This is a genomic window from Craterilacuibacter sp. (assembly GCF_051659485.1).
In the GTDB taxonomy this organism is placed as follows: Bacteria; Pseudomonadota; Gammaproteobacteria; order Burkholderiales; family Chromobacteriaceae; genus Craterilacuibacter.
This window is the reverse complement of record NZ_JBOFOO010000163.1, coordinates 1-15,864: the sequence shown is the minus strand read 5'-3', so window position 1 is coordinate 15,864 and position 15,864 is coordinate 1. Positions and strand designations below refer to the sequence as shown.

At 61.6% G+C, this 15,864-nt stretch carries 15 protein-coding genes; 5 read left to right on the top strand and 10 right to left on the bottom strand.

Annotated features, from left to right (window positions below):
• Positions 1-327: hypothetical protein (locus ACRC1E_RS05705; RefSeq protein ID WP_438514146.1), on the top strand; the 327-nt coding region annotated here is incomplete at its 5' end.
• Positions 328-346: 19 nt separating this feature from the next.
• Here the strand turns inward: ACRC1E_RS05705 and bluB are convergent.
• On the bottom strand, positions 347-1,003 hold the full coding sequence (gene bluB, locus ACRC1E_RS05700; RefSeq protein ID WP_438514145.1) for a 5,6-dimethylbenzimidazole synthase: 657 nt from the start codon (positions 1,001-1,003) through the stop codon (positions 347-349).
• Positions 1,004-1,203: 200 nt separating this feature from the next.
• Between bluB and ACRC1E_RS05695 the strand changes: the two genes are divergently transcribed.
• The 4 genes from ACRC1E_RS05695 (at position 1,204) to ACRC1E_RS05680 (ending at position 5,974) form a co-directional block, all read left to right on the top strand.
• The gene (locus ACRC1E_RS05695; protein WP_438514144.1) at positions 1,204-2,814 is read left to right on the top strand and encodes a methyl-accepting chemotaxis protein; all 1,611 of its coding nucleotides are present in this window, start codon (positions 1,204-1,206) and stop codon (positions 2,812-2,814) included.
• Between the two features lie 166 nt (positions 2,815-2,980).
• Positions 2,981-3,706, top strand: a complete 726-nt coding sequence (gene pepE, locus ACRC1E_RS05690) for a dipeptidase PepE (protein WP_438514143.1) — start codon at positions 2,981-2,983, stop codon at positions 3,704-3,706.
• A 103-nt stretch (positions 3,707-3,809) separates the two neighbouring features.
• A complete protein-coding gene (locus tag ACRC1E_RS05685) occupies positions 3,810-4,502 on the top strand; it encodes a DUF1345 domain-containing protein (protein WP_438514142.1) in 693 nt (230 codons plus the stop codon).
• 80 nt (positions 4,503-4,582) lie between these two features.
• Positions 4,583-5,974, top strand: a complete 1,392-nt coding sequence (locus ACRC1E_RS05680; protein ID WP_438514141.1) for a dihydrolipoyl dehydrogenase family protein — start codon at positions 4,583-4,585, stop codon at positions 5,972-5,974.
• Positions 5,975-5,979: 5 nt separating this feature from the next.
• Here ACRC1E_RS05680 and ACRC1E_RS05675 read toward each other — a convergent pair whose 3' ends face one another.
• The 9 genes from ACRC1E_RS05675 to ACRC1E_RS05635 form a co-directional block, all read right to left on the bottom strand.
• Positions 5,980-6,747, bottom strand: a complete 768-nt coding sequence (locus tag ACRC1E_RS05675; protein WP_438514140.1) for a hypothetical protein — start codon at positions 6,745-6,747, stop codon at positions 5,980-5,982.
• 174 nt (positions 6,748-6,921) lie between these two features.
• Positions 6,922-8,055, bottom strand: a complete 1,134-nt coding sequence (locus tag ACRC1E_RS05670; protein WP_438514139.1) for a protein-glutamate methylesterase/protein-glutamine glutaminase — start codon at positions 8,053-8,055, stop codon at positions 6,922-6,924.
• Positions 8,052-8,867 (bottom strand): CheR family methyltransferase, encoded by an 816-nt coding sequence (locus tag ACRC1E_RS05665; protein WP_438514138.1) that lies wholly within the window; start codon positions 8,865-8,867, stop codon positions 8,052-8,054. The genes ACRC1E_RS05670 and ACRC1E_RS05665 overlap by 4 nt, the downstream gene beginning before the upstream one ends.
• Positions 8,867-9,469 (bottom strand): chemotaxis protein CheD, encoded by a 603-nt coding sequence (locus tag ACRC1E_RS05660; protein ID WP_438514137.1) that lies wholly within the window; start codon positions 9,467-9,469, stop codon positions 8,867-8,869. The genes ACRC1E_RS05665 and ACRC1E_RS05660 overlap by 1 nt, the downstream gene beginning before the upstream one ends.
• Positions 9,470-9,476: 7 nt before the next feature.
• Positions 9,477-10,019 carry a chemotaxis protein CheW gene (locus tag ACRC1E_RS05655; protein ID WP_438514136.1) on the bottom strand — a complete coding sequence of 181 codons (543 nt, stop codon included), beginning with the start codon at positions 10,017-10,019 and terminating at the stop codon, positions 9,477-9,479.
• An 11-nt stretch (positions 10,020-10,030) separates the two neighbouring features.
• Positions 10,031-12,205, bottom strand: a complete 2,175-nt coding sequence (locus ACRC1E_RS05650; RefSeq protein WP_438514135.1) for a methyl-accepting chemotaxis protein — start codon at positions 12,203-12,205, stop codon at positions 10,031-10,033.
• 26 nt (positions 12,206-12,231) lie between these two features.
• Positions 12,232-14,406: a chemotaxis protein CheW gene (locus ACRC1E_RS05645; RefSeq protein WP_438514134.1), complete on the bottom strand. Its 2,175-nt coding sequence runs from the start codon at positions 14,404-14,406 to the stop codon at positions 12,232-12,234.
• Positions 14,394-14,720 (bottom strand): STAS domain-containing protein, encoded by a 327-nt coding sequence (locus ACRC1E_RS05640; RefSeq protein ID WP_438514133.1) that lies wholly within the window; start codon positions 14,718-14,720, stop codon positions 14,394-14,396. Before ACRC1E_RS05640 ends, ACRC1E_RS05645 begins: the two co-directional genes overlap by 13 nt.
• 11 nt (positions 14,721-14,731) lie before the next feature.
• A partial coding sequence (locus ACRC1E_RS05635) for a methyl-accepting chemotaxis protein (protein ID WP_438514132.1) occupies positions 14,732-15,864 on the bottom strand: 1,133 nt, incomplete at its 5' end.

The following is a 15,864-nucleotide window of genomic DNA, read 5'->3' as shown; positions in this document are numbered from 1 at the left end:
CACGGTCACAGGCAGCAAGCGGCGCGCTCGCGTCTGGTGCTGCTGACGCAAAGCGTAGACCTGCTGGCAGAGCGCTTGTTGGGTGCGTCCTTGCCTACGCTGCTGCATGCCGGTAGCGACCTGATGTGGATGGCGCAGGAACTGCTGTGGGTGGCCGAGGATCTCGCCGCCGTGCATGGCCAGCTTGAGGGTGAAGATGCGCGGGCTTGCCGCGCCGTGCGCTCACGGTTGGGGAGTGCGCGTGCTTTTATCGAACAGCGCAGCGGGCGGCAACTGGCACCGGCTTTTTTCGAACTGCTTGCGCGGCTGGACGGCCTGCTGCTGTGAGCCGCGCCTTGTCTTCGCCTTATGGCGTATCTGGCGTACCCCAGCTGTCGCGATAAACCAGTTCGGCCAGCGGGCGGCGGCTGTCCCAGCCGGCAGTTTCCAGCATGGGCGCCGGATAAAACTCGGGTACCGGGCCTATGCACAGGATGGCTACCGGCTGGCTGTCGGCCGGCATCTGGCACAGTTCGCGCAAATGATCCGGCTCAAAAATGGATACCCAGCCCAGACCTATGCCCTCGGCGCGTGCCGCCAGCCACATATTCTGGATGGCACAGGCCACCGAGGCCAGATCCATTTCCGGCATGGTGCGCCGCCCCAGCACATAGGGTTCGCGTTTTTCCGCCAGCGCCACCACCAGCACTTCGGCACAATTCTCTATTCCCTCCAGTTTCAATTGCCTGATTTGGGCCGCACGCCCGGGTAGCGCTTGGGCGGTGCGTTCGCATTCGGCACTGACATGTGCATGGATGCGTGCGCGCAATCCGGGATTGACGACGCGCAAGAAGCGCCAGGGCTGCATATAACCGACGCTGGGTGCCAGATGGGCGGCCTCTATCAGTCGCGCCAGCTGGCCGTCTGCTAGCGGCTCGGCACTGAAATGGCGCATATCGCGCCGCTCGCGCATGACGCGATAAACCGCTTCGATCTCGGCGGGAGAGTAAGCGTGTGGGTTCATGAGCAAGCGTACCTGTATGCGGGTGGTTGGGCGGGCGATTGTACTGTGGTTTTTGTGTGAACTTAAGTGTGCGTTGGTGCGGGATATTTGCTTTGTTTATTATGTTAAACATTTAAATGTAATACTATCTAACTTATAAAAAGTCGTGCGGATAGATAGCGACACAAATTTCAAGCTGTTGATGCCTTTAAGGATGTGTAATGAAAATCGCTCACAAGTTGTTGCTGTTGATCGTACTGGGGCTGTCCGGTTGTATTGTGATGGGCGGTGTTTCGCTGTGGCAGTTGTCGCGGATGAATACCGAGGTGGACGCCGCCTACGATAGCACCCTGCCCAGTATCATGGTGCTAGGGGGTATTCTCACGGATTACTACGCGCTGGATGGCCAGGCCAAGTTGCATCTGCTGGCTAAGGATGCGACAAAAATGGCGGCTATCGAGACCGAAATTAGTACACTGCGGCAAAGCCTGAACAAAGGCATCGCCGATTATGCACCGCTGTTGTGGGATGACAAGGATCGCGAACTCTACGCGGCAGTCAAGCAGCAGGTCGCTTTGGCCGATCAGACGTTCGTCCGTATTGTCGAATTGTCGCGTCAGAATAAGGCCGATGAGGCCGGCGCGATCCTGATGCAGTCGCAAGGGCAGATGCAGCAGTTGCTGAGCGCACTGGATGCCCACATGAAATACAATGTGGATTGGGTGGCGATTGGCAAGAAGAACGCTAATGATATAGCGGTTAACGCGCAGAGGATCACGCTGGCAGTGGCCTTGGCCATGTCACTGTTGCTGAGCGCGAGTGGTTGGCTGATCTATCGCCAGATCGCCGGCGACCTTGCTCGTGCCAGCCGTACGGTGAGCGAAATTGGCCGTTCCCTTGATTTCACTACACGCATTCCGGTGCGTGGCAATGATGAAATTTCCGGCATGCTGACCGCCTTTAACGGGCTGATTGCCCAAGTGCAGCAAAGCCTGAAAAGCCTGCTGGGGGGAGCCGGTGAGGTTGCGCAACTGTCCGGTGAGTTATCGGGTGCGGCAGGCAGCGTATCGCACGGCTCGCAGGCGCAAAGCACATCGGCCGCCGGCATGGCGGCGGCACTGGAACAGATTACCGTCAGCATCAATCATGTCGCCGACCGGGCGCGCGAGGCGGATAGCTTGTGCCGCCAGACAGGTAGCGAGGCTGAAGGGGGCGAGCAGGCGATTGCCGGCACGGTCAGCAATATTGATGCTATTTCCGGTTCGGTGAGCAGCGCCTCGGGCGAGTTGACCAAGCTGGATACGCAAAGCCGTGAAATTGTGACCATGATCAATGTGATCCGCGATGTGGCCGAGCAAACCAATCTGCTGGCACTCAATGCCGCGATCGAGGCGGCCCGTGCCGGTGAGCAGGGGCGCGGTTTTGCCGTGGTGGCGGATGAAGTGCGCAAGCTGGCCGAGCGTACTGCCAGCTCGACCCGCGATATTTCCGGCATCGTGGGCGGCATCCGCGAAGTTTCGGCCGAGGCCGTCGCCAGTATGCAGCAAGCGGTAGCGCGGGTGCATGAAGGGCAGGGCGGCGTCAGCCAGGTGCAGCACAGCATTGCCGGTATTGTCAGCGCCTCGGTCAGCAGCAGTGCGCTGGTCGGCGAGATTGCGGCGGCTATCGGCGAGCAAAGCATTGCCGCCAACAGCATCGCCCAGCAAGTCGAAAACGTTGCCCAGATGGCCGAAGAAAATTCGGCGGCGGCCGCGCAAGCTGCGGCACAGGCGCAGCAACTGGGTGAACTGGCCAAACGCATGCAGGGTGAAGTGGCGCGCTATCGGGTGTAAGCATGGCGGGCTGGCCTGCACTGGGTGGTTTTTTGGTAGTGATAGATTTTTAGTTGGCGCACAGGCATGACTGCTGCGCTATCATGCGCGCGTAGCGCGTGGGTCAGCTTCAGGGCCGGGTTTGTGCCTGACTGACCTGCGCCTTTCTTTATCTCAAGGAGCAAGCATGCGTCTATTACTGTTGTCCAATGCCAAGACCGAAGGAATGCGCTACCTCGAATACGCGATTCCGCATTTCCAGTCTTTTTTTGCCGGCAAGGTCGAACGTGCGCTGTTTATCCCGTTTGCCAATGCCGCCGGTGACTATCTGGGTTTTGAAGCCAAGGCTGCGGTCGCTTTTGCCGAGGCTGGCATCCAGCTTGAATCGGTGACCCGTTTTGCCGATCCGGTGGCGGCGGTGCGTGACGCACAAGCGGTGGTGGTCGGTGGTGGCAGTACCTGGAAGTTGCTGCGCGACGTGCGGGCACTGGGTCTGCTGGATGCGATTCGTGCGCGGGTGCAGGATGGCATGCCTTATGCCGGCTGGAGTGCCGGTGCCAATCTGGCATGCCCGACCATCATGACCACCAACGATATGCCCATCTGCGACCCCAAGGGTTTTGATGCGCTGAATTTCGTCCCTTTCCAGATCAATCCGCATTATCTGCATGGCAATCCGCCCGGTTTCAAGGGCGAAACGCGTGAAGAACGCATTACCGAGTTCGGCAGCCTCAATCCCGATACCTGGGTGGCCGGCCTGCGCGAAGGCACGGGTTTCGTGGTCGAAGACGGCGTAGTCCGCATGGTCGGTGAGCTCGATTGCCGCGTATTCAAGGCCGGCACCGAGCCGTGCGAGCTGGCTGCGTCGGCGGACTTCTCTTTTTTGATGACGAGCCAAGCGCCCCGCGCCTGAACCGGTATTCCCGCTGGCCTTGTCGATAAGGGCCGGTGCTAGCCACGGGTCTCGCGAGCATCAATAGCGTTATTTCCGAGCTTTAGCGAGGGTGATCGTCGATATGTCCCGCCGCCATTTTTATCTGCAGCCCTTCTTGAGCCGGGTGTGGCGCGCCACCCGTCAGTTTTTGGCTAGCCGGCCAAGACTGACGCTGGCGGTAATGGCCGGGGTGCTGGTTTTCAGTGTGCTTCCCGGCTCGCTCTCCGGACTCAGCCGCGTGTTGCTGGGCTGGAATGTCACGGCCTGGGGCTATCTGTTGGGCTTGTGGATACTGGTTGTACGCGCGAATCCGCAGGGCATCCATCAGGATGCCCTGCGTCAGGATGAGAGTGCCGCCAAGGTGCTGGCGCTGGTGTGTGTCGCGTCGCTGATGAGTCTGGCGGCGATTGTGCTGGAAATGGCACTGGCGGATAAAAGTGCCGGTGGTTTTCATCTGTTATTGACCGGGTTTACGCTTTTGGGTGCCTGGCTGTTATTGCCCACCTGCTTTGCCATTCACTACGCCCATCTTTTCTATTTGGGCAAGCAAGATGCGCCCATTCTGCAGTTTCCCGATGCGCCGCCCGAGCCGGACTACTGGGATTTCCTTTATTTTTCCTTCACGATCGCCGCCGCGAACCAGACGGCCGATGTGGCGGTTGCCAGCTCGCGCGTACGCCGCCTGGTCTTGCTGCAAAGCATTCTGTCCTTTGTCTTCAATCTGTTTATCCTCGGCTTGTCCATCAACCTGGGCGCCGGCCTGATAGGTCGCTGAAGCGCCTGTCGGCAGCATGATCCGCCAACTGCTAGTCTGCAGCGTGGCAGCGCGGGGCTGCTGCGAGTCTGGAGATCAAGATGGCAAGCGTTCCCCCTCTGGAGTTTGTCGTGCTGGGCGGCGGTTTGGCAGGCCGGCGGCTGGCGCGTGATTTGGCACAGCGTGGCCATCAGGGTGCGCTGGTGGAGTACAACGCTTTTGGTGGCGCCTCCATTAATGTGTCCTGCCTACCCGATGCGGTCATGGTGAGGGCGGCTCGTATTGCCCATCAGATGCGTCAGGGCGTGGCCTGCGGTGTAGGCGATGGTGCCCGCAAAGTCGATCTGGCCCGACTGTTTGCCTGTGTCGGTGAAACCGTGGCCGCTGCGCGTGCCCATGATCTTGCCCTGTGGCCGGCCGAGCGGGTGGAGTTGGTGCTGGGTCATGGCCATTTGGTGGCAGCTGATGTGGTCGAAGTCGCCCTGCATGACGGTACTTTGCGCCGTTTGCGCTCGCGGCGCATTTTTGTTTCTACCGGTTCTGCAAGCTTGATGCCCGCGGTTGCCGGCTTGGCCGATGCCTGCCCGATGACGCAGCGCGAGTTGTTGTGCATGACACGTTTACCGCCGCATTTGGCCATTCTGGGCGCCAGCTTCGGTGGTCTTGCCTATGCCCAGATTTTTGCTCGTCTGGGTTGTGATGTGACGCTGATCGATGCTGCGCCGCGCGTCGCCCGCTTTGAAGATACGGTCTTTTCCGATGCCATCGGCCAGTTGCTGCGGCGTGATGGCGTGCGTTTGTTAACCTCGACCGTCGTCGAGCGGGTGCGCGGCATCAGTGGCGCCGGCGTGACACTGGAAGCCCGTCAGGGCCGGCAATCGCTGGAACTGGACGCGAGCGATCTGTTGCTGGCAGGGGCACGGGCGCCGCTCACCGCCAATCTCGGGCTGGAAGCTTTGGGCGTGCAGCTGGCGGCAGACGGGCGCATTGTGGTCGATGACAGTCTGCAAAGTTCGGTGTCCGGCATTTATGCGCTGGGAGAAGTTGCGGCGCACCCCATGCCCGGCCATGCTGTCAGTGATGACGCACGCGTGGCATTGTCCTTGTTTCACCCGCCCTTGCAGCCGATGCGCGGGCGGGTGTTGCCACGGCTGGCTTTTATCGACCCCGAGTATGCCCGTATCGGTCTGAGTGAAGCCGAGGCTGCGCAGGCCGGTTTGAAGGTGCGCGTGGTGAGTCTGGCGATGGATGCGGTGACGCGTGCCTGGGCCGAGGGCGAGAGCAGCGGGCTGATGCAGGCGGTGATCGCGGCGGACAGTGATACCTTGCTCGGGTTTGCCATGCTGGGCGTTGGGGCGGGGGAGGTGATGTCGGTGGTGCAGATGGCGATGCAGGCGGGCTTGCCCTATACCGCGCTGGCCGATACGCCGCTGGCGCATCCGACCGCTTCCGAGGCGCTCAATACCCTGTTTGCCAATGTGTCTGCCGCTTGAACCGGCTACACCCGCAATGCGGCCATTAGCCCCATTACCAGTACAAAACAGGTCACGCCGGTCAGGATCAGGTTGAGCATGCGTTCGCGCTCCAGTTTCTGGCTCGCATGTTCATGGCCGGAACGGGCGCGGGATAAGCGGTTTTCCAGATCGACGCGCTGCGCGTCCTGACTGGCCAGGGTATCAAGCAAGTGTTCGCAGCCGGGTGTCTGGATGGTTTCGCTGGCCCATACCCCTAGTAGTTGGCTGACCTTGCTCTTGAAATAGCGGCCGCTACGCTGCTCGATATCAAACCATTCAAAATCGAAGCCTTGCGTTGCGTAATAGCCATTGCGTCGCAAGCGCATCTCTTCGCTGGCCGCTTCTTCCGGGTGCAGCAAGCCGCTCTTGACGCTGTAGTCCGGATAGTGGTTTTTGGCCCACAGTATGGTCTGGGCAAACAGATAGGCGGCAATGCCTTTGCTGCTCAGGGCTGCGCTCGCCTGAACCCCTCCGTTGGGCCCGAAACCGATGCTGCTGCTGCCATGGTCGACCCATACCTCTGCGTAGTTGCATGTGTCGTGCCAGTGCGCCTCGTCGCCTTGCAGTACTGTCCATTCCATCCCGCGGGCGCTGGAGTGTGCACGCAGTTGTACGCGAAAATAATCGGCGAGCGCGGTCTGGGTGCGCAGTTTACGCAGGACTGCATAGACGGCATCACCGTCAGCGCTCAGGACGATGATGGATTCGGACTGGATCTGGGCTTGGGCCGCAAGGGCCGCCACACTTTCCATTGCTGCCTGCTGTTTATTGGGAGGGCTGTTCATTCGAAACCGGTGCTTAGCTGAATATCGACCCAATTTTAAACGATAGCCCAAAGGTTGGTACAAGCATTTGATTGCCTGCTATCTATATTGGCGCGTTTTGTGCCTCGTCAGCGAGCATAGGCTGATCATTGCAGGGCGGATTCAGGGTGCCAGTGGAGCAGGACGACCGGTATACGGAGGGCGGTTCAGGTGCGACCGTCTGCAAAATGCCTTGATCGCATCCGCTATGGCATCCAGCGCCAGAATGTGGTCGACGGCTTGGAGGCGGACCGCCTCGGCCGGCATGCCGTAGACCACGCAACTGGCCTCGTCCTGGGCCAAGGTGCGGGCGCCGGCGTCGTGCATGGCCTTGAGTCCGAGCGCGCCATCGCTGCCCATGCCGGTCAGAATGATGCCCAGCGCGCTGGATGCCGCCGCCTGCGCTACCGAGTGGAACAGCACGTCTACCGAGGGCTTGTGCCGGTTCACCCGTTCTCCGTCCGTGACCGCAACATGGTATTGCGTGCCACGGCGCAGCAGCTTCATATGCCGTCCGCCCGGCGCGATCAGGACGCAGCCGGCATGTACGCGGTCACCATCGCAGGCCTCGCGTACTTCAAGCGCGCACAGGCTGTTCAGTCGCAGGGCAAACAGTTTGGTGAATTTTTCCGGCATGTGCTGGACGATCACGATGCCGGGACAGTCGGGCGGCAGCCGGACAAGCAGCTGCTCCAGCGCCAGCGTGCCGCCGGTGGAGGCGCCGATCGCGATCAGCGGCGCTTTCGGCAGGGCTAGGGTGGTCTCGCGCGGTCTGAGGCTGATGGTTTTGGCCGTTGTTTTGGAGACTGTCCTGGATGCGCTGCGTGCGCTAGAGATTTTGCGTGCCGGCAGCGGGGTACGGCCGGCGCTGCGTAGCACCTGCATGATCTCGTCGGCGGCGTCGTGCAGGTAGGTCTGCAGGCCGCTCTTAGGTTTGGGCAGGATGGCCACCGCGCCTGCCGCCAGTGCATCCTGACAGACGCGCTTGTCGTCGTAGGCCAGCGAAGAGCAGATCACCACCGGCGTCGGGCGCTCGGTCATGATCTTGCGCAGGAAGGCGAGGCCGTCCACATGCTGCATTTCGATGCCGAGCATGATCACGTCCGGCCAGCGCTGGCGCAGCTTGGCGATGGCAAATACGGGGTCGGCGGCGGTGGCGATGACCTCGATATCGGACGTGGCCGAGAGTAGGCGGGATACGTCTTTGCGTACCACGGCCGAATCGTCGATGATCATAACGCTCAGCTTGGCGCTCATGCATCTAGCTTCCGGTAGATGGTCGGGCGCACGCTGACCAGGCCTTCGCTGATACCGCTCAGGGTTTCCGCGTGGCCGATAAACAGATACCCCCCCGGCGCCAGATGCGGCAGGATATGGCCGATCACTTGGCGCTTGGTCTCATTGTTGAAATAAATCATCACATTGCGCAGGAAAATGAGATCGAAGCTGCCGTGCGTGGTGGCAATGGGCTGCGTCAGGTTGATCTGGCTGAAACGGACCCGCTCGCGTAGTGCGGATGAGACCAGAAAGCTGCCCTCCTGTGTCCGCACGCCCTTCAGACAGTATTTTTTCAGCCAGGCCGGCGGGATGCCTTCATGGCGGGCCAGCGGGTAGTGGCCGCGCCTGGCTTTCTCCAGCTCATGGGTGCTGATGTCCGAGCCAACCACTTCCCACTGCGCATGCGGCAGGTGTTCGGATAGCAGCATCGCCAGCGTATAGGCCTCCTCGCCGCTGGAGCAGGCCGCGCTCCAGACCCGGAACGGCGCGCGGCTTTGGCGCTTGGCGAGAATCTGGTCGCGCAGATAGTCGAAGTGCTGCGACTCGCGGAAAAAATAGGTTTCGTGGGTGGTCAGCAGGTTGACCATGGTCTGCAACTCCTGCGGATGGCGCTCGTCGGTGAGTAGTTGGTAGTACTGTAGATAGCTATCCAGTTGCAGTTCATGTAGCCGCTTTTGCAGGCGGCCCATCACCAGCGGCCGCTTGCTGTCAGCCAGATGGACGCCGGCGATGCGGTAGATCAGCTGGCGCAGCAGGGTGAATTCCTGTACGGAGAGTGCGGTTTCAGGCATCAGAACAACTCGACGCGGGTGGTTTTGGATTCGTTGTGCGGCTGGCGCAGCGACTCGGCATAGGCCTGCTCATCACGCCGCAGTGTCTGGGCCTGGCCTGCGCCGACACCTGCGCGCCGGCACCAGGCATCCCCGGTGGCGGGGATCAGTAGCACCTTGCGCGACCAAGGGCCGAGAAAATCGCTGGCCAGCAGCGGGATGTGCTCGCGTGCGAGCCAGGACTGGGTGAAGTCTGCATTGCGCTGGCCGATGGAGCGCAACTCGGGCCGGGGGCCGTCGATCATATTGCCGCCACCGAAGGCTTTGGCGCGGATACGGTGGCGGGCGGCACCCAGCTTGAGCATGGCATTGAGCAGGGCCTCCATGCAGGCATCGCCGGCCAGTAGAATATCCTCGTCGGCATGGCGGCTATTGTGCATCTGCGGCAGCATGAAATGGTTCATGCCGGCCAGCGGCAGACCGGTGTCGATCAGGCAGACCGCGACGCAGGAGCCCAGCAGGGTGGCGATCGGGCGTTGCTGTTCCACCACCCACTCACCGGGGCGGATATTGAGCGCGAGGCGCTCGATCTCGCGCGGCGGCAGGACTGCGTAGTCGGTCATGGTGAGCTCAGACCTCGGCTGGCAGGGTGTCGGCGACGTGCGCCAGCATCGAGATCTCCTCGATCGACAGCACGCACGACACATCGAGGATAATCACGAACTTGCCGTTCACCTTGCCCATGCCCTGGATAAAGTCGGTGCGGATGCGTGCGCCGAAGGAGGGCGTCGGCTCGATTTCGGGCGGTGCGATCTCCAGCACTTCCAGTACCGCATCGACCATCACGCCGATATCCTGGCGGTTGTCTCCCTCTTGCAGTTCGATGATGACGATACAGGTGCGCCGCGAAATCTCGGTCGCGTGGTCGCCGAAACGGCAGGAGAGGTCGATCACCGGCACCACGCTGCCGCGCAGGTTGATCACCCCGCGGATAAAGCCGGGCATCATCGGGATTTCGGTGACCGTGCCGTACTCGATGATTTCCTTCACATTGAGGATGGCGACGGCGAACACTTCGCCGCGCAGGGTAAATGTCAGGTACTGCTGTGGCGTGCTCGCATGCGGCGTCAGCTTGCTGGCGGGTCGCTGTGGCGTCTGGACTGCGGGTCCCATTGCGCTCCCTCTCAGAATTTTTCGAAATCGGCTTCGTCGAAGACGGCCGTCACGTGGCTTCTGGCCGCGAGCGTACGACTGCTCGCCACCGGGGTCGGGGCGCGTACGGCTGCGGCCGGCCGTGCCTTGCCGCGCTGCTGGCTGGCGCCGACCGAGAAGAAGTCCATCAGCTGCTGCAGTTGCCCGGCCTGGCCGCCCAGTTCTTCTGCGGTCGCGGCTAGCTCTTCGGACGCGGAGGCATTCTGCTGGGTCGCCTTGTTCAGTTGGCCCATCGCATTGTTGATCTGCAACACACCGGTGGACTGCTCTTCGGAGGCAGCGGAAATTTCCTGCACCAGATCGGAGGTCTTCTGGATCGAAGGCACCATCTCTTCGAGCAGGCGGCCGGCGCGCTCGGCCATTTTCACGCTGGAACCGGCCAACTCGCCGATCTCCTGTGCCGCCACCTGGCTGCGCTCGGCCAGCTTGCGCACTTCGGCGGCGACCACCGCGAAGCCCTTGCCATGTTCTCCGGCGCGCGCAGCCTCGATGGCGGCGTTTAGCGCCAACAGGTTGGTCTGGTAGGCAATGTCATCGATGATGCCGATTTTGTCGGCGATGGAGCTCATCGCCTCGACAGTCTTGCCGACCGCGCTGCCGCCTTCGCCGGCTTCACGGGCGGCTTTGGAGGCCATATTGTCGGTGACGCGGGCGTTTTCGGTATTCTGTGCGACCGAAGCGGTCATCTGCTCCAGGCTGGCGGTGGTCTCCTCGACCGATGCGGCCTGTTCGGAGGAGGACTGCGACAGCGACTGGGCGGTGGCGGAGACCTGACCGGCGGCATTGGACAGTGCATCGGCTGCAGTGGTGATCTGGGCGATGGTGTCCGAGAGCTTGGCGATCGTGTTGTTGATGGCACCCGCCAGTGCGGCAAAATCGCCTTGGTACTGCGCAGTGATGGACTGCGTCATGTCGCCCTGTTCCATCGCGGCCATGACCCGCTGCACATCACGGACAGGGGACACCACGGCGTCGAGGGTGTCGTTGACGCCAGTGACAATGCTGCGGAAGTCGCCCTGATGCAAGCTGGCATCGGCACGGGTGTCGAGCTGGCCTGCAACCGCCGACTCGGAAAGCTGCCGGGCATCGGCAATCAGGCGGTTGACCGCTTCGATACAGGTGTTCAGGTTGTTTTTCAACTGGTTGAAGTCGCCGTTGTAACTGTCGCTGATCTTGCTTGGGATGTCGCCACGGGCGATGCGCGCGACGTAGTCGGCGGCCACTTGCAGCGGACCGATCACCGCATCCAGGGTGTCGTTGACGCCGCTGACGATGGACTTGAATTCGCCCTGATGCTTGCCGGCTTCGGCGCGGGTGGCGAGGCGCCCTTCGACGGCGGCCAGGCTCAGCAGGCGGGTGTCCGCCGCCATGGCCTGCACCGAGGCTTGGACGGCGGCGACGGCACGCGCCACCTCACCCACTTCGTCTCGGCTGCTGTTCTCTAGCGTGAAACTGAAGTCACCGGCTGCCATCTTTTTCGCGGCGCCGACGGCCTCGCCCAGCGGACGGGTGATGCTGCGCGTGATCACGAAACCGATCAGCAGGGTCAGGGTGACGGCAATGCCGCCAAGCAAGATCAGTAGCTGCTGCGTCTGCTGCGACAGTTCTGCTGCTGCCTCGCCGGACTCATTCATCAGCTTGGTCTGGTAGTCGATCAGCTCGTTTACCGCGCCGATATAGGCTGTTTGGGTGGTGCGCAGGTCTCCTTGCAGCAGCGCGGAGACTGCCTCCCGGTTGTCAGCCTTGATCAGCTCGATCAGCTGTTCCTGGTCTTCGACATAGTTGTTGCGGGTGAGCTTGATCTTGTCCAGCAAGACGACACCCTCTTCGCTGGTGATGGTTTTTTCCAGAGTGGCCAGACGCTCGGTAATCACCTTGCGCTGTTCGGCCACCGTCGCCAGCGACTTGTCCTGTTCGGTGCCGGTGAAGATGTAGGCGTTGCGCAGTTGGCGGGCAATGTTGTTCACCGCATCGATAATCTGATTGGCTTGGACCACCTTGGGGAAGCGGTCCTGTACCGTGGTGTCGATTTCATGCGACAGGGTGTTGATGCGGGTATAGCTGGTCAGCGCCATGGCGAGCAGCAGTGCGAGGATCGCCGTATAGCCGATGGCCAGTCGCGTGCCGATTTTCAGGTTGTTCAACATGCCGTTTCTCCACGGTGTGAAAATGGTCAAATTGTTGCGGCCAGCCGGGGCGAACTGCCCTTGCGTGCCTCGTGTTCTTCGTTGCGGGATGCCCGCTGCACCAGTGCCTGCACTTCCAGAATCAGGGCTACTTCGCCGCTGCCCAGGATGGTGGAGCCGCCGATGCCGCGCAGTTGCTGGAATATTCCCGACAGCGGCTTGATCACCGTCTGGAATTCTCCCATCAGCTGATCCACTACGATGCCGGCCTTGGTGCCGGCGTACTGGACCACCACTACGCTCTCCCGCTCCGGCCTGGGGCCGCCCATCCCGAACAGCTCGCGCAGCCGGATAAAGGGCAGCACCTCGCCGCGCAGGTTGAGGAAGGCGCAGCGGCTGCTGCTTTCTTTAAGCTCAATGCACTCGATCACCGAGTCCAGCGGGATGACGTAAGTGGATTTGCCCACCCCGACCAGGAAGCCGTCGATGATGGCCAGTGTCAGCGGCAGGCGGATGGAGAAGGTGGTGCCCTGGCCCTCGCTGGAGCTGACTTCGCAGCTACCGCGCAGGCTCTGGATATTGCGCCGTACCACATCCATGCCGACGCCGCGCCCGGACAGGTTGGTGACCTGTTCGGCGGTGGAAAAACCCGGCTCCCAGATCAGATTGATGATCTCCTGGTCGCTGAGGGTTTGGCTCGGCTGGATCAGGCCTTTTTCGACCGCCTTGTCAAAAATCTTGTCGCGTGGCAGACCTGCGCCGTCGTCCCTGACCTCGATCACGATGCTGCCGGAGTCGTGGAAGGCATTGAGCGAGACGGTGCCGCAGCGCGGCTTGCCCTGAGCCTCGCGCTTATCGGCCAGTTCGATGCCGTGATCCATTGAGTTGCGCACCAGGTGCATCAGCGGGTCGCCGATCTTCTCGACCACCGATTTGTCCAGATCGGTGTCGGCGCCGGAAATCTTCAGCTCGATTTCCTTGCCCAGTTCGCGCGAGGCATCGCGCACCACGCGGTTGAAGCGGTTGAAGGTCTCGCCGATCTGTACCATGCGCAGCTGCAAGGCCGCATCTCGGATGTTTTCCACCAGTCGCGACAGGATGGAAGTGGTTTCGACCAGTTGGCTCTGTCCGCTTTTTGTGGCCAGCAGATTGGCCGAGGCGCCGGCGATCACCAGTTCGCCCACCAGATCGATCAGCTGGTCGAGCTTGTCGGCCTGTACCCGGATCAGGCGCGCCTCGACCGATTTTTTCTCGCTGACCTGACTTTGCCGGCTGATGGCCGCTTCGACCAGTTCCTTGTGTACGACTTTCTGCTCGATCAGAATTTCGCCGATCTGGGGCGGGGCAAGGACGGAGGTCTCTCCGCTGCGCGCGGCATGTTGTAGATCCAGCCCCTGTTGCAGTTCGGCCTCGGTCAGTGCGCCGCAGCGCACCAGAATCTCGCCCAAGCGCATTTCGTCTTCCGGCAGTTTGCCGATCAGCTCGATATAGGCGGCCAGCCGGCTTTGTGGCGGCAGAATGTGCAGTTCGCATTCATCGCGGCAGAAATCGAATACGTTTTCGATGGTGGCCTTGTCGACATGGGCGCTCAACCTGACCTCGAAACCGAGGTAGCAGGATTCAGGATCCATGTCTGCCGCCGGTGGCATCGCATCGGGCACCGTTTCCAGGGCGACGACTTCGCCCAGTGAGCCCAGATAGCGGATAAAGGCCAGCGGATCCAGTCCACCGCGCATCACATCGGGGCCGAAGCGCACCGAGACATGCCAGACATCCCTGTTGGGATCAGGCTCGCAAGGGGGCGCGATGACCTCAGTCTGCGCGGCTGGGGCGGGCGTGCCGCTGCGGGCGGCCAGTTCGGCCAGCAGCAGGCTGCCGGCTGCCTGCACGTCATCCGGCGGTTCGGCCTTGCCCGATTCGAGTACGCCCATCAGCAGATTCAGGTGGTCGCAGCAGCGCAAAAGCAGGCTGTCCAGCGCATCCGATACCTGAATCTCGCCATTGCGCAGCCGGTCGAGCACATTCTCTACCTTATGCATGAAGCCTTCGATAAAGTGGCACTCGATCACCCCCGATGCGCCCTTGATGGTATGCGCCGCGCGGAAGATGCTGTTGATATTGTCCCTGTCGTCCGGCCGCTGCTCAAGCTCGAGCAGGCCGTTCTCCAACGCCAGCAACTGCTCGCGTCCTTCCTGGATAAATACGCCGGTCAGTTCATCCATGGCGCGCCCCGGTCCTGTCCGTTTGCCGCTGGCTGCGCTTCATCGCCAAGCAGGCTGCCAAGACGGCAGAATGCCAGCGTCTGGCGCAGGCTGTCGTTGCAGCCGCGGATATGCAGCGTCTTGCCTTGCCGTTCGGCTTCGCGCCGGGCGAGCAATAGCAATTGCAGTCCCGCGCTGTCCATTTCGCTGACCTGCTCCAGATCCAGCTCCAAGTGAGCGGCGTGTTCGAGCGCATCCACTAGCTGCGGTTTGAGTGCGTGTGCATTTTCGATCACCAGATCCTGGCTCAGGGCCAGCCGTACCGTATCGCCCATCTGTCGCTCCTTTAGAACAGCTCGATCTTGGCGGAATCCGTTTCGCGCGGGCCGCCATCCTGCAGCGTCTCGCGGTGGGTCGTGCGCTGCGAGGCCATGACATAGGAGGCGTACAGTGCCTCCAGCCGCTCATCCAGCGGGGTGTAATGAAAGTCTTGGTCGCGCGCGGCCAGCATGCGTGCCGACAGGTGCTCGCAGTGCTCATCCAGCCGGATCAGCGCCTGCTGCACCTGCTCGATCTGCTGGCGCGTGATGTCCTGGAACTGCACGCTGGCCAGGGCTTCCATGAACATGCCGGCCAGCTCGCTGCTGGCGCCGCGCACCGTTTCCAGTACATGCATGTCCTGTTCGAGCAGGCTCTGATAGCCGGCGCCCAGGCTGGAGAGCTGGGTGGAGAACTGGCCCAGCGCCAGCTGTTCCTCGTCGATCTTGCTGTGCGAGATCTTTTCCTGGAACTGCTGGCGGATCGAAGCGCTGATTGCATGGATGCCGTCGTTGATCTTGCCGACGGCGGCATCGGTCGCGGTCGAGAGCTTGCGTACTTCGTCGGCGACGACGGCGAAGCCGCGCCCGGCTTCGCCGGCATGTGCCGCCTCGATCGCGGCATTGAGTGCCAGCAGGTCGGTCTGGCCGGAGATCTGTTTGATCAGGGTCACCAGTTGGCCCAGTTCATCGGCCTCTCTGGCGATGGCCTCTATGCGCTGGCGATCCTGGCTCACCTCGTCCATGCGTTCGCGGATATAGATTTCCATGCGTGAAATCAGCTGCGCATTTTCGGAAATATTATGCTCCGACAGGTTGACGATCTGGCTGGAGCGTCCGGCCGTCTCGGTGACAAAGCTGTCCAAGCGGGTGACGACCACGTCGATGGCTTGCAGGCGTTCGGTGATATCGAAGGCGGCCTGTTCGGTCTCCTGGCTGATATGGGCCAGTTGCTGGCGCAACACCTCGTTGTACTGGCGCACGCTTTGCAGTTCGCGTGCGATCTCCGCATTCATGGCCTCGGCATCGTTGAGCTTGCCGACCAGCGCCGGGTCTGGCCCGGCCAGACCAAACTGCAGGTCACGATAGAACGCCAGCGACAGGGCGCGCTGCGCGAGGAAGGCCAGCAGCACGATGATGGAAATGCTGATGCCATCACCCA